This is a genomic window from Williamsia limnetica, from assembly GCF_003217475.1.
GTDB lineage: Bacteria > Actinomycetota > Actinomycetes > Mycobacteriales > Mycobacteriaceae > Williamsia > Williamsia limnetica.
Window position 1 is genome coordinate 316,013 of sequence record NZ_QJSP01000003.1, and the last position, 14,516, is coordinate 330,528.

At 64.9% G+C, this 14,516-nt stretch carries 13 protein-coding genes; 4 read left to right on the forward strand and 9 right to left on the reverse strand.

What is annotated here, in order from left to right; translation table 11 throughout:
• Positions 1-8: 8 nt before the first annotated feature.
• The 9 genes from DFR67_RS06560 to DFR67_RS06600 all read right to left on the reverse strand — a co-directional run bounded on the left by DFR67_RS06560 (position 9) and on the right by DFR67_RS06600 (position 9,507).
• On the reverse strand, positions 9-1,388 hold the full coding sequence (locus tag DFR67_RS06560; protein ID WP_110468768.1) for an aspartate aminotransferase family protein: 1,380 nt from the start codon (positions 1,386-1,388) through the stop codon (positions 9-11).
• Between the two features lie 2 nt (positions 1,389-1,390).
• The gene (locus DFR67_RS06565) at positions 1,391-2,698 is read right to left on the reverse strand and encodes a M20 family metallo-hydrolase (protein ID WP_110468590.1); all 1,308 of its coding nucleotides are present in this window, start codon (positions 2,696-2,698) and stop codon (positions 1,391-1,393) included.
• Positions 2,699-2,728: 30 nt separating this feature from the next.
• Positions 2,729-3,748, reverse strand: coding sequence for a TIGR03842 family LLM class F420-dependent oxidoreductase (locus DFR67_RS06570; protein ID WP_110468591.1), 1,020 nt, complete (start codon positions 3,746-3,748; stop codon positions 2,729-2,731).
• 13 nt (positions 3,749-3,761) lie between these two features.
• Positions 3,762-5,183, reverse strand: a complete 1,422-nt coding sequence (hydA, locus tag DFR67_RS06575) for a dihydropyrimidinase (RefSeq protein ID WP_110468592.1) — start codon at positions 5,181-5,183, stop codon at positions 3,762-3,764.
• Positions 5,183-6,502 (reverse strand): uracil-xanthine permease family protein, encoded by a 1,320-nt coding sequence (locus DFR67_RS06580; protein WP_110468593.1) that lies wholly within the window; start codon positions 6,500-6,502, stop codon positions 5,183-5,185. The genes hydA and DFR67_RS06580 overlap by 1 nt, the downstream gene beginning before the upstream one ends.
• A gap of 121 nt (positions 6,503-6,623) precedes the next feature.
• Complete coding sequence (locus DFR67_RS06585) at positions 6,624-7,028, reverse strand: VOC family protein (RefSeq protein ID WP_110468594.1); 405 nt, start codon at positions 7,026-7,028, stop codon at positions 6,624-6,626.
• Between the two features lie 21 nt (positions 7,029-7,049).
• Positions 7,050-7,334, reverse strand: coding sequence for a 2Fe-2S iron-sulfur cluster-binding protein (locus tag DFR67_RS06590; RefSeq protein WP_110468595.1), 285 nt, complete (start codon positions 7,332-7,334; stop codon positions 7,050-7,052).
• A gap of 2 nt (positions 7,335-7,336) precedes the next feature.
• The gene (locus DFR67_RS06595; protein ID WP_110468596.1) at positions 7,337-8,329 is read right to left on the reverse strand and encodes an isopenicillin N synthase family dioxygenase; all 993 of its coding nucleotides are present in this window, start codon (positions 8,327-8,329) and stop codon (positions 7,337-7,339) included.
• Between the two features lie 200 nt (positions 8,330-8,529).
• Entirely contained in the window at positions 8,530-9,507 is a 978-nt protein-coding gene (locus DFR67_RS06600; RefSeq protein ID WP_110468769.1) for an isopenicillin N synthase family dioxygenase, read from the reverse strand.
• A 74-nt stretch (positions 9,508-9,581) separates the two neighbouring features.
• On the opposite strand from DFR67_RS06600, the gene DFR67_RS06605 reads away from it, so the two are divergent.
• From DFR67_RS06605 to gdhA, 4 genes are all read left to right on the forward strand, one after another.
• On the forward strand, positions 9,582-11,063 hold the full coding sequence (locus tag DFR67_RS06605; RefSeq protein ID WP_170135199.1) for a PucR family transcriptional regulator: 1,482 nt from the start codon (positions 9,582-9,584) through the stop codon (positions 11,061-11,063).
• 64 nt (positions 11,064-11,127) lie between these two features.
• A complete protein-coding gene (locus tag DFR67_RS06610; protein ID WP_110468597.1) occupies positions 11,128-11,805 on the forward strand; it encodes a FadR/GntR family transcriptional regulator in 678 nt (225 codons plus the stop codon).
• Entirely contained in the window at positions 11,802-13,004 is a 1,203-nt protein-coding gene (locus DFR67_RS06615; RefSeq protein WP_110468598.1) for a CynX/NimT family MFS transporter, read from the forward strand. Before DFR67_RS06610 ends, DFR67_RS06615 begins: the two co-directional genes overlap by 4 nt.
• A 108-nt stretch (positions 13,005-13,112) precedes the next feature.
• Entirely contained in the window at positions 13,113-14,468 is a 1,356-nt protein-coding gene (gdhA, locus tag DFR67_RS06620) for an NADP-specific glutamate dehydrogenase (protein WP_110468599.1), read from the forward strand.
• Positions 14,469-14,516: the final 48 nt, after the last annotated feature.

A 14,516-nucleotide genomic window follows, 5' to 3' on the forward strand; every position in this document is an offset into this window, starting at 1 on the left:
CCCCGGCTTCAGTCGACGAACGTGTCGGCAACCGCGAGTGCAGAGTCCAAGATCTCCAGACCCGCGGCGACTTCGCTGTCGCTGACGTTGCACGGCGGCACCATGTGGATCCTGTTGAAGTTGGCGAAGGGCAGCAAGCCGCCTTTCTTGCAGGCACCGAGTACCTCGCTCATCGCTGCGCTCGATCCGCCGTAGGGGGCAAGCGGTTCTCGCGTGTGCGGGTTCTTCACGAGCTCGACGGCCCAGAAGACCCCGACGCCGCGGACCTCACCCACGCTGGGATGGAATTCGGCCAGCTTCTCCAGTCCCGGTCCCAGCACCTCTGCACCGATTCTCGCGGCATTGTCGACGATGCCCTCGTCGGTCATCGCGTTGATGGTCGCGACTGCGGCGGCCGTCGCGAGTGGATGTCCGGAGTAGGTGAGTCCCCCGGGGTAGGGCCGGTCGGCGAACGTCGCCGCGATCTCACCGTTGATGGCCACGCCACCGAGGGGGACGTACCCGGAGTTCACGCCCTTGGCGAAGGTGATCAGATCGGGGGTCACACCGGAGTGGTTGATGGAGAACCACTTCCCCGTGCGACCGAACCCTGCCATCACCTCGTCGGCGATCATCACGATGCCGTGCCGGTCGCACAGTGCGCGTACGCCTTCGAGATATCCGGGTGGCGGCACCATGATGCCTGCAGTTCCTGGAACCGGTTCGAGCACGATCGCGGCGATCGTCTGCGGGCCCTCCATGGCGACCACCGACTCGAGGTGAGCCAGTGCCCGCTCGGATTCCTGCTGTTGGTCGGTCGAGTGAAACTCGGTGCGGTACAGGAACGGCCCGAAGAAGTGCACGACACCTGCGGCGCCGTAGTCGTTGGGCCAACGCCGCGGGTCGCCGGTCATGTTGATCGCGGTGTCGGTACCGCCGTGATACGAGCGGAAGCGGGTGAGCACCTTACGGCGGCCGGTGTGCAGGCGGGCCATCCGCACCGCATGCTCCACCGCATCGGCGCCGCCGTTGGTGAAGAAGATCTTGTCGAGGTCGCCCGGGGTGCGCTCCGTGATCAGTCGGGCGGCCTCGGACCGGGCGTCGTTGACGTGGGCCGGGGCGACCGTACACAGTTTGTTCGCCTGCTCGGCGATGGCGGCCACCACTTTCGGATGCTGGTGGCCGATGTTCGTGTTGACCATCTGCGACGAGAAGTCGAGCAGGCGATTGCCGTCGCCGTCCCACACATACGATCCGGCGGCGCCCAGGATCGTCATCGGTTTCAGCTGCGCCTGAGCCGACCAGGAATGGAAGACGTGCGCCCGGTCGAGTTCGTAGGCGCGGCGACCGCTTTCTCGCGCGGCGTCCAGAGCCGCCTCGGTCGGGAAGGGGGTGTTGTCGGTGTCCATGTTCACAGTCTGCCTTCCGCCATGCGCGCCACGGTCTCGGTCAGGACGTCCACACCTGCGGTCAGGTCCTGATCGTGGGTGTATTCATTCTCCGCGTGTGAGACACCGTCGACGCTGGGAATGAACAACATGACCGTCGGCACGATGTCCTTCATGTTGGTCGAATCGTGCCCGGCCCGGGTCCGCACCTGCATATGGCTGTGGCCCAGCGCGTCGATCACGTCTTCGGCCAGCGCCACGCCCTCGGGCTGGTAGGTGTGGCCCTTCCAGGTGTGTGCGAAACGGCGCTCGATCTGCACATCGGCGGCGACCTCGATTTCCGCGAATGCCCGATTGAGCTTCGCGTCGGCCTCGTCGAGCAACTCATCCGATGGCGACCGCAGGTCGAGATGCATGTGGACCTCCCGCGCCACCACCACCGGTGAGTTCGGATACACGTTCAGCTGCCCGCATGAGGTGTGCAGATCGTCGCCGTATTCGTCGGCGAGCTCACGTAGGGCCACCACCGCCTTCGCGGCCCCGTACAACGCATCCTGACGGTCGGCGATGGCCGTGGCACCGGTGTGCGACTGCGCGCCGATCACCGAGATCTCGTATTTGTTGGCGCCCCATGTCGAGGGGACCACCCCCATCAGCACCCCCGCCTTGTCGAGTTCGCGGCCCTGCTCGATATGGATCTCGGCATATGAAGCCACGCTCAACCCGCCCGGTGTGTGGTGCTCACCCGTCGTGAAGACGTCGTCGGCCCCGAGCATGTCCCAGCTCGCCAGCGCCTGGGCCACGGTGGTCCCCGAAGTGTCCTGGGTGTTCAGCGCTACGTCGAGATCGATCTTCCCGGTGAACACCCCGCTCCCCTGCATCGACGGCTTGAACCGCGACCCCTCCTCGTTGAACCAGTTGATCACCGCCAAGTTGTGCACGGCCTGATCGGGATTGGCGAGGTAGTACCGGCGCAGTCGGTCCATGGTGTGCGCCGCGGCGAGCACACCGTATGCGCCGTCGAATCGGCCACCGCGGGGCTGACTGTCCAGATGAGAACCCGCGAGCACATACGGCGCTCCGGGCACCAACTCATAGAGCCCGAACATGTTGCCGACGCGGTCATAACGCACGTCGAAGCCGCGATCGGTGAGCCAACCCGCCAACCACCGCCGGTTCTGGGCGTCGGCCTCCGTCGCCGCCTGTCTCTCGACTCCGCCGGCCGGTGTGGCCCCGAACGTCGACATCGTAGCGAAGTCCTCGATGAAGTCGGCGTCGGCGGTCGGGTCCTGCCCGATCCGCACTGCGACAGAAGAATCAGATGTGCTCATGGAAGGTCCCTTCGATGTTCTGCGTTACCACTATGCGCGCGCGGCGAGTGTCGGGGCCAGTGCCGGGATGATCGTTTCGCCATAGGCGCCGAGAGTGGCATCTTTACCGTCGTGCTGGAGGTAGACCGCGAATTGGTCGACGCCGAGCGAACGCAGTTCCTCGAGCCGCTCGATGTGCTGATCAGGGGTTCCCAGCAGACAGAATCGGTCGACTATCTCGTCGGGCACGAAACTGGTGTGGCTGTTGCCCACCCGCCCGTGTTCGTTGTAGTCGTACCCGGTGCGGTTCTTGATGTAGTCGGTCAGCGCGGCGGGTACCTGGGTGTCGTCGCCACCGTATTTGTTCACCAGGTCGGCGACGTGGTTGCCCACCATGCCACCGAACCAGCGACACTGATCACGTTGGTGCTCAATGTCTTCGCCCACGTACGCGGGCGCTGCGACGACGATGGACACCGCGTCGGGGTCTCGGCCGGCCGCCTCAGCAGCCTGTTTGACCCTGGTGACGGTCCACTCCACGATGGTGGGATCGGCCAGTTGCAGGATGAACCCGTCGGCGACCTGCCCGATCATCTCCAGAGCCTTGGGCCCGTACCCGGCGCCGTAGACGTCCAGGCGCGACCTGCCGGCCCACGGAAACCTGATCTCGGTGTCGTTGATGGTCGCGGTCCGGCCGTTGCCCAGTTCCTGGATGACCGAGATGCTCTCCCGCAAGGTCGCCAGTGTCGACGGCTTACCCGAGAGGACGCGAACCGCCGAGTCGCCGCGGCCTATCCCGCACACCGTTCGGTTGCCGTACATGGCGTTGAGCGTCGCGAACGTCGAGGCCGTGACGGTGGCGTCCCTCGTCAACGGATTGGTGACCATCGGCCCCACGATCACGTTGCGGGTGGCCGCGAGGATCTGGCTGTAGATCACATTCGGCTCGTGCCAGAGCACGTGTGAGTCGAAGGTCCAGACGTGCGTGAAGCCGCGATTCTCTGCGGCCACCGCCAGCTCGACGACCCGTGAGGCCGGTGGATTGCATTGCATGACAACGCCGAAGTCCATGAGAGTCTCCTTCTCAGATCAGGTTCTGCGAGAGCTCGCGGCGGACGAACTGCCCGTCCGCACGAGAGCCGAGGTAAGTTCGGCGCTCGACGATCTTCTTGCCCCGCGAGAGCACGGTGTCGACGGCGCCGTCGATCTCGAAACCCTCCCAGGCCGAATAGTCCATGTTCATGTGGTGCGTTTTGTCGACCCCGATGCTGGTGTGCCCGTTGGGGTCATAAACGACCACGTCGGCGTCGGCACCCGGGGAGATCACGCCTTTGCGGGGGTACATCCCGAACATTCGGGCCGGGGTCGTAGCACACACCTCGACCCACCGCTCCAGACTGATCCGACCGTCGACGACGCCCTGGTACATCAGGTCGAGCCGGTGTTCGACTCCCCCGATGCCGTTGGGAATCTTGGAGAAATCGGAGATCCCGAGCTCTTTCTGGTCGACCATGCAGAACGGGCAGTGGTCGGTGGCGACGCCCGCGACGTCGCCGGTGCGGATGAACTTCCACAATTCGTCCTGATGTCCTTCTGCCCGAGACCGCAACGGAGTCGAGCAGACCCACTTCGCACCCTCGAATCCCGGCGCTCCGAGCTGCTCCTCGAGGGAGAGGTAGAGGTACTGCGGGCACGTCTCGGCGAAGACGTTCGCGCCGCGACCTCGGGCCGTCGCGATCTGCTCGAGCGCCTGGCGGGCCGAGACATGCACCACGTACAGCGGGGCGCCGGTCACATCCGCGAGCATGATGGCTCGATGGGTGGCTTCTTCTTCGAGTTGCCACGGCCGCGACACCCCGTGGTAGTACGGCGAGGTCTCACCTCGTTTGAGGTGCTGCGACACCAATTCGTCGATGGCGATGCCGTTCTCGGCGTGCATCATCATCAGCGCGCCGGTATCGGCCGACTTCTGCATGGCGCGCAGGATCTGCCCGTCGTTCGAGTAGTAGACGCCGGGGTATGCCATGAACAGCTTGAAGCTGGTGACCCCTTCGGTGATCAGTTCACCCATCGCAGAGATCGATTCGTCGTTGACGTCCCCGACGATCTGATGGAAGCCGTAGTCGATGGCACAGTTCCCCGCGGCCTTCTCGTGCCACTGCGCAAGGGTGTCCTGCAACCGCTGACCCGGAGTCTGGATCGCGAAGTCGACGATCGTCGTCGTGCCGCCGAATGCAGCCGCCCTGGTGCCGGTTTCGAAGGTGTCCGAGGCGGTGGTGCCGCCGAACGGCATCTGCATGTGGGTGTGGGCGTCCACGCCACCGGGGATGACGTACTTTCCGGTCGCATCGATCACCTCATCGACACTGCCGGCGAGATCGGCGCCGAAGGTTGCCGACCCGGGCTCGATCAGGGCCACGATGGATTCACCGTCGATCAGTACATCGATGAGCTGTCTGCCGGTGGCGGAGATGACGGTGCCACCGCTGATCAGAGTTGTCGACATCAGTTTCCCTGCTTTCCTGCCAGTTCGCGGTCCGGGTCGGTGGGATCGATCGGGTCGGCCTGCACCCGTTGGTCAACCACGACCGTGCCGCGCCAGGTTCCGATCAATCGCATGACGTGGTAGATGATCACCGCGGAGATCGCGCCGAGGGCGATGCCGCCGAAGCTGAGATCCCCGATCTTCCAGGAGAAATCGGCGATGCCGATGACGAGGGCGATGGCTGCGGTGAACTGGTTGATCGGCTTGGAGAAGTCGACCTTGTTGGTGACCCAGATGTGGACGCCGAGGATTCCGACCAGTCCGTACAGGGCGATGGTGACACCACCGAGGACGCCCGGCGGGATGGAGGCGATGACCGCGCCCACCTTCGGCGACAGGCCCAGCAGGATGGCTGCTGCACCCGCGACCCAGTAGGCCGCCGTCGAGTACACCTTCGTCGCCGCCATGACGCCGATGTTCTCGGCGTAGGTGGTGGTGGCCGAACCGCCGCCACTACCGGCGATCACGGTGGCCAAACCGTCTGCCGCCAAGGCTTTTCCGATGCGGTGATCGTTGTTGATGCCGGTCATGGTGTTGATGGACTTCACGTGTCCGATGTTCTCGACGACCAGGACGAGCACGACGGGGATGAACATCGGCAGGACCGACAGGTGGAAGGTGGGGGTGGCGAAGTCCGGCAGTCCCACCCAGCTCGCCGCACTGATCGGGTCGGTGTCGACCTCCCCGCGGGCCAGAGCGATGAAGTACCCGATGACGACACTGAGGAAGATCGCGAGCCGGCCGAGCAGCCCACGAAAAAGCACCAGGGACAGGACCAGCAGGACCAGCACGATGAAAGCGGTCACCGCGCCCTGCTCGAAGTTGGTCTTGGCCGTCGGAGCCAGGTTGAAACCGACAAGGGCGACAATCGAACCGGTGACGACCGGAGGCATCATGGCCTCGATCCAGCCGATGCCGCTGAAGTTGACCACCACGCCGATGATCATCAGCAGGGCTCCGACCACGACGATACCGCCGAGCGCACCCCCGGGCCCGTGAGCGGTGGAGGCGGCGATCGCCGGTGCGATGATGGCGAAACTCGAACCGAGGTAGCTCGGCAGGCGGTTGCGGGTGATGATCAGGAACAGGATCGTGCCGATGCCGGAGAACAGCAGTGTTGTCGCGGGCGGGAATCCGGTGAGTACGGGCACGAGGAAGGTGGCGCCGAACATGGCGACCACGTGCTGTAGGCCGATACCCACCGTTTTGGGCCAGCTCAGCCGTTCATGCGGTGCGACAACGGCATCACCGGTCTTGACTTGCCAGTCGAAGATGGACATGTGAGTTCCTTTCGGCACCGCGGGGTGACGGGGCCAGCTGTTAGGGAAAAGATCGACGCCGGTGTCGAAGGGTGATCGGGTCAGGACGATTCGCCGTGAATCACGGTTGATTTGTTGTGTATCAGGGTGATTCGAGGGTCAGGTGGTTGATCCGGAAGGCATTGCCCTCAGGGTCGAGGAAGACCGACTGCCAGGCGCCGTAGTACGTGCGTGCCGGCGCCTTCACGCAGGTGGCACCCGCGGCGACGGCCGTCTTGGTGGCGGTGTCGACCTCGTCGTCATCGGCCATCTCGAAGGTGAGGAACGAACTCACTCCATCGCCCGGGTTCTCGGGGGCGGCGAGATTGAGCATGTCGTAGGCGGTATGGGCGCTGAAGCCGAGCACGGTGTCACCGACGCGCAGCCCCCGGAAGTGTTCAGAACGCAATTCGACGACTTCGTCGAATCCGAACACGCGGCGGTAGAAATCGCTGAGTTTGCCGATGTCGTCGGCGAAGACGCTGGCGAAGGACAGTCCTGTGGTCATGGGTTGGGCACTCCTGGGCTTTCAGAGATCGACGGCGAGGCGTGGTGTCAGAGACCGGCTGACGCAGAGGATGACTCGCTTTCCCGCGTCTCGGGCGCGCTGGGAGAGCACGGTGTCGCGGTGATCGGGGATTCCGTCGAGCACCGTCGCGACACAGGCGCCGCATTCTCCTTGCAGACAGTTGAACTCCGCGTGCGGGAGCTCCTGACGGACGATTTCGAGCGCGGTGCGGTCAGCGGGCACCACCCGGACGACGCCCGTTCGGCGCAGTTCGATCTCGAACGACGCCGGCGCGTGCTCGGTCATCACTATGAGCTCAGGACAATCGTTTTCGCGAACTTGGACGTCAGATGATCACCTGAGCTGATCGGCGCGTACTTGGGCTGGTCGCCCTCGGCGACACAGGTGGGCAGGCATTCGATCATCGCGTCGTAGTTCGGCTGATGGAAGAAGACCAGGGACATGCGCTTGGTGTTGCCGCCGGCGTCGGGCCGCGGTGTGCGAACGCGATGCCGGGTGGAGGTCCACTGATCATTGGTCCACTGCGCCATGAGGTCTCCGATGTTGACCACCAGTGCGTCCGGCACAACAGGCACCGGGATCCAGTCTCCGTCCTTCGTGAACACCTCGAGGCCGCCCGGCGCTTCTTCCTGACGGACAATGGTGAGGCTGCCGTAGTCGGTGTGAGCACCGGCGCGCATCTGGCCGGGTTGGGGCGGGGTGGTCATGTGCGGGTAGTTGATGGCCCTCAGCATGGAGATGTCCTTGTCGATGGTGTCGACGAAGAAGTCGGGGTCCAATCCGAGGCCACGAGCGAAGGCGCTCATCAGCTTTCGCGACAGATCGTTCATCACCCGGAAATAGGTGGTCCACGCCTGCTCCATGGTCGCCGGTGTCTGGGGCCACTGGTTGGGCAGGAAGTGCGGTCCGGCGTTCTCTTTCGAGAAATACGGATCGGCGCCGTCGAAGTCGACCGGACCGACGTCGAACTTCTCGTGCAGATCACGTGGCTGCTGTACGTCTTCGCTGTACGAGAAGGCCTGTTCGCCGATCGAGGAGTACCCGCGGACGGTGTCGGGGCTCGGTTGCGCCACCCGGCGCTTGTCGGCTTCGGGCAGAGAGAAGAACTCGTCGGAGGTGCGGTACATCGCGTCGATGACCTCCGCCGGGACGCCGTGATTCTTGATCTGGAAGAAACCGATCTCGCGGCAGGCGAGATCGAGTTCGGCAGCGACCGCGGCCTTGGCCTCGTCGTCACCGTCGTGCAGGGCAGAAATGTCGATCACCGGCACCACAGACATCGTGTTCTCACTCCTTGTTCGTCGTCTCCGACCAAGTCTGTTGGCAACGCGAAAGGCCGACAAGGGGCAGGCGCTCCGACAGATCCGAACCCGGACTGTCACCTCGCGTCAATCGAAACATCTGCGTAACACTGGATTACGCAATCGACTTCTGGCACATCACGCCGTTAACAGTTCGCGAGCGCAGGTCCGCCAATACGTCAGCGCCGCGGACGTCGACCGAACGTCGTCTGCCGCACGTATTTGTCAGTCAGATGCCGTCCCGCGATGAGACCGTCATCGAACTGCTGGTCTCCGCCGCGCAGCGGTGAGACCGCAACATCTGCATTGGGATGTTGGTAGAAGGCGAACTCCAGTCGGGAGCTGTCCAGGGCCACCGAGCGGGGTGGGTTGGCGGTGCGATTCAAGGTGGCAGGCCACTGGTCTCCGGTCCACTCGGCCAGCAGGTCCCCGACCAGCACGACGAGCGTCGCCGGCGTGGTCGCGACCTCGTGCCACTCACCGTGCCGTCCGAGGACCTCGAGTCCACCCGGTGTCGATTCGGCCGATGTCACGGTGAACGCGCCGTAGTCGGTGTGGATACCCGCACGCGACTGATGTGGCAGCGGCGACTCCCCCTGCGCCGGGTAGTAGAGCGCCCGCAACATACTCAGCTCGGTGTCGAAGTCACCGGCGAAGTGATCCGCGGGCAGGCCGAACAGTTCCGCGGTGAGCGACATCAACTCGCCGCCGATGCGCTGCATGTGGCGGTAGTACTGCTCCCAGACCGACCGGAAGCCGGCAGGCGCCGCAGGCCACAGGTTCGGATAGGCCATCGGACCGGCACCCGGTTCACCGAGCACCGGTGCATCGACAGGGCCGATGTCCATCTTCTCCTTGAGGTCGCCGTGGGACTCCTCACCCAACGAGTACGACATCCCCTCCGAGCCCGATCCGGACCAGCCGCGCACCTGATCCGGAGCCGGCTGGGCGACCTGCTCCTTCACCGATTCCGGCAGCAGAAAGAACTGCCGGGACGTCGAATACAGCTCGGCCAGCAGTGCTGCCGGTATCCGGTGCCCGACCAGGTAGGCGTGGCCGGACCGGGTGCAGGCGGTGTCGAGGAGCTCGATCTGGCGGGCACGCGAGGGGGTGCCCGGCCCGATCTCGGAAAGATCGACCGGCGGGATGGAGAGCACGCGACTACTCTGCCTCACAGTCGGGTTCGGCGCCGCCTTCGAGAGCGCATCGACCGCTGACGAGGAGGAATGTGGTGACCAGCGGGACTGCGACCGTCGCAGATCTGGCGGTCGCGACCGGTGTCCAGATCGCCACCACACCGGCCACCTGGGACACCGCGGTGACCTCGGTGGTCGAGGCCGGCGAGGCACTCGACACGGTCGCGCTCGACGGCGCGGTGGTGGTGATCTCGTGGCAACCGGCTCGGCCGAACGGCCCACTTCCCGATCTGCGTTCGTTGCTCGACCCCCTGATCAGGAAGAAGCCTGCGGCGATACTCGTCAGCCCGGCGCGACCGGTCAATCCGCCGAAACAGGCCGTGGCGCTCGCAGAACGTGCCGAAATCTGCCTGCTCTGGAATGTCGGCCCCGATTCGGCGGCCGATGTCGCCGCGAAACTGAGTCGGCTGGTGTTGTCGGTGCAGCCGCCCGCCCCTGTCGAGGCAAATCCCGATACTGCTCTGCTGAACATCTTGCGCAGCGCCGACGACCTGGACACGCTGCTCGTCGCGATCGGCGACGCAGTGGGAGCATCCGTCCGGTTGTCGGAAACGATGTCGGGACACGTCCCGGGCACGATGTCGGGACACGTCCCGGGCACGGTCCTGCTTCCGCTCTCGGGCATCGCCGGGACCACACCCGCCCTCGAGGTCAGCCCGCGGGACACGTTGGGATCGAGCGAACTGGCCATACTCGACGGTGTGCTCGCGGTGGTCCGGCTGCACGTCAAACTCCGGGATACACACGTGGACGACGCATCGGTCGAGATCGCCCGCAACCTGAAGAACATCCTCGGCGAAGACCTGGTCCACCGCGAGGCCAGCCTGCGCAAGAGCCGCCGGCTGGCGCTGTTCCCCAGGCATGCCGTCGCGGTCCTGGCGATCGAACCCTTCGGCGTCTCGGTCGACATGAACGGACTCCACGATCTCAAGACCTCCCTCGCGCCGGTCGCGTCGCGGTTCGATCCCGATGCCATCACCATCGTCAACGAGGGGGTCCTGGTCGTGATGATCAAAGCGACCGCCGATCTCGATGCCCTGGCACGCGCGCTGTACCGCGGCGTGCAGGTACCGCTTGCTGTCGGCGCCGGCGATCACGTCGACGATCCGCGCAGCTACCCGGGCTCCTTCCGGCAGGCGGTCCGCGCCGTGGCCGTTGGCCGTCGCATCGGTGCGATCAATCGGGTCACCAGATACCGCGATCTCGGTGTGCTCGGACTGCTCTACCAACTACCCGAGCACGCGCGACGGGTCTTCGTCGACGAGACGTTGGGCTCCATTGCCGACGAGACACCGGACGGTCTCGATCAACGGCGGATCTTGCGGGTCCTGCGCTCGACGGACTGCAACATCGCCGAGTCGGCCCGTGAGTTGTACATCCACCCCAACACGTTGCGGAGCCGGATCGCCCGCATCGAGGCGGTCACCGGCCCGTTCATGAACGAGCCCGACCGCCGCCTGACGATCTTCACCGCTCTGTCGATGTTCTCGTTGGACAGCAACGTCGAGGGCGACTGACCTCACCAGCCCTGCGATCCGACCACAGGCACGGACTTAAACATGGGATGTTAGGTTGTTTGCCATGACGTCCCAGATCGAGCGGCCGCGCCGTACCAGCGAGGTGGTCGTCGACCGCATGCAAGAGCTCATCCGTGCCGGCGAGTGGCCCGTCGGTACTCGGATCCCCGCCGAACCGGAACTGGTCGAAGCGCTCGGCGTCGGTCGCAACACGATCCGCGAGGCGGTGCGCGCGCTCGAGCATTCCGGCTTCCTCGAACCACGCCGCGGCGACGGGACCTACGTGCGCAGCCGTAATCTGCTGGCAGCAGCCATCAGCCGCTGCGTCTCCAGCTCCGAGGTGCTCGAACTGCTCCAGGTCCGCCGCGCACTCGAACGCGAAGCCGCCCAGTCCGCCGCGCGCAACCGCACCCCCGAACACGTGCGCCGGCTGCGCGAACTGCTCATCGCCATGCGTTCGGCATTCGAGGCGGACGATCTGCAGCGCTACATCGACGCCGACATCGCCTTCCACACCACACTTGTTGCCGCCGCAGGCAATACGCTGCTCACGGAGCTCTACGACGGCTTGGCCGAGGTAATGAACCGAACCCACGCCACCCTCATCGCCGCCGACGTCGATGCCCACCCCCACCCGACGGGCCACGCCGAGGTGGTCGATGCGATCGCCGCAGGAGATCCCATCGCCGCGCTCGCCGCGGTCGATCACTATCTGAACCGATCCATCGAGGCCCTGTCATGACGGCAGCGTCGACCGAGACGGACCGGACAACGGCGCCGCACCAGCGACGAAGCGCAGCGATATTCGCCGCACTCGCCATCATGGTCGTGGCCGCCAACCTGCGTCCCGCTGTTGTCGCCGTCGGGCCCCTCATCGATGACATCAAGGTCTCTGAAGGGTTCAGCAGCGCCGCCGCCGGCCTCCTGACCACCCTGCCGGTGCTGTTCTTCGGGCTCGTGGCGCCGATAGCTCCGCGCATCGCCGCCCGGTTCGGCATCGAACGTACGGTCTTTGCCGCGATGGCCCTGCTCTGCGCCGCCATCCTGCTGCGCTGGGTGCCCAGCTGGTTCGCGTTGTTTGCAGGATCGGCGCTGGCCGGTGTCGCCATCGGTATCTGCAATGTCGTCCTCCCTGCTTTGATCAAGCGCGACTTCTCGCACCGCTCTGGGCTGATGACCGGGCTCTACTCGATGACACTGTCGGGCGGCGCGGCCCTGGCAGCCGGGCTGACCGTGCCGATCGACTCCGCAGTGGGCGAGAACTGGCGCGTCGCGCTGGCGAGCTGGTCACTGCTGGCCCTGCTCGGTCTGGTGCTGTGGATCCCACAACTCTCCCGGGTCCACCGGATCAGTACCGCCGCACTGCCCGCATCGCTCTGGCGCGACAAGATCGCCTGGGCCATCACCATTTTCATGGCATCGCAGTCGCTGATCTTCTACACGTTCACCGCCTGGCTCCCCGAATTCCTCGGCGACCGCGGAATGTCGAAAGCGGGAGCGGGCGGCCTACTCGCCCTCGCCCAGACAGTGGCGCTGCTCATGTCCCTGGCGGCGCCGATCGTCGCGGTCCGATTCCGGGATCAACGTGCGGTCACTTTCGTGGCCATCGCTGCCTGCGCGATCGGCTTCATCGGACTGGTGACCACCGAACAGCTCACCGTGCTGTGGGTGCTGCTCATCGCGGTCGGCCCAGGCGCCGCCATCAGCCTCGTGCTGCTGTTCATGGTGCTGCGCTCCTCCAGCACAGCCCAGACGAGCCAGGTCTCGGGAATGGCGCAGTCGGTCGGCTATTGCCTCGCTGCCATCGGGCCGCTGGCCATCGGCGCCCTGCACGACGCAACGGGCTCGTGGACCCTGTCGATGTCGGTGCTCGCACTCGCTCTCATCCCGCTGGCGGGGTCCACGCTGATCGCGGCCAAAGACAGCAAGATGCCCGTCTGACAGTCCACATGAGTCACCGCTTCAGCCGGCCGCGGGGTGGCCGGCGGGCTCGGCTAAGGTCGATTTCGATGCGGGTACGCCGCCGAATCTCACGTCGCTATCGGAGGAATGTTGACACTCTCACCGCAAGATCGGCTGCATGAGATCTATGCGACGGTGGTACGCCGCAATCCTGGCGAGAACGAGTTCCATCAAGCCGTTCGCGAAGTGATCGATTGCCTCGAACCCGTGGTGGACAAGCACCCTGAATACACCGAAGCCGCAGTACTGGAACGGACTTGCGAGCCGGAACGGCAGATCATCTTCCGCGTGCCCTGGGTCGATGACGCCGGACGAGTGCAGATCAACCGCGGATTCCGGGTCCAGTTCAACTCGGCGCTGGGCCCGTTCAAGGGCGGCTTACGCTTTCACCCGACAGTGAATCTGGGCATCGTCAAGTTCCTGGGCTTCGAACAGATCTTCAAGAACTCACTGACCGGTATGCCGATCGGCGGCGGCAAGGGTGGTTCGGATTTCGACCCGAAGGGACGCTCAGACGCCGAGGTGATGCGCTTCTGCCAATCGTTCATGAGCGAATTGGCCGGACACATAGGCGAATACGTAGACGTTCCGGCCGGTGACATCGGGGTGGGCGGACGTGAGATCGGATACCTGTTCGGTCAGTACAAACGCATCACCAAACGCTACGAGTCCGGCGTCCTCACCGGAAAGGGACTGACCTGGGGTGGATCCCTCGCCCGTAAAGAGGCCACCGGTTACGGCCTCGTCTACTTCGTCGACGAGATGCTACGGGCGAAGGGCGGCTCGTTCGACGGCAAGCGAGTTGTCGTCTCAGGGTCAGGAAACGTGGCCATCTACACCATCGAAAAGGTCACCGAACTGGGCGGGACGGTCGTCGCCTGTTCTGATTCGTCGGGCATCGTCGTCGACGAAAAAGGAATTGATGCAACACTTTTGGCACAGGTCAAAGAGAAGGACCGGGGCCGGGTCAGTGACTACGCCACGATCCGCGGAGGACAGGCCCAGTTCCGGGCCGCCGCATCGGTCTGGGACGTACCGTGCGACATCGCGTTGCCGTGCGCGACCCAGAACGAGTTGGATGCAGGCGCAGCGGCCACCCTGATCGCAAACGGATGCCACATCGTCGGCGAAGGCGCGAACATGCCCACGACGCCGGACGCAATTCGGCTGTTCAGGGACGCCGGGGTGCGTTTCGCGCCAGGCAAGGCGGCCAACGCAGGCGGAGTCGCCACCAGTGCGCTGGAGATGCAGCAAAACGCCAGCCGGGATTCGTGGACCTTCGAGCACACCGACGCCCGACTGGCTCAGATCATGGCCTCCGTGCACGAGCGATGCGCCCAGACCGCCGACGAGTACGGCTTGCCGGACAACTACGTCGCAGGCGCGAACATCGCCGGCTTCACCCGCGTGGCCGACGCGATGCTTGCGCTGGGTGTCATCTGAACTCAGCGCCGACAGCGTAGGCGTACGGTGAACTGGGGGTTCAGTTCA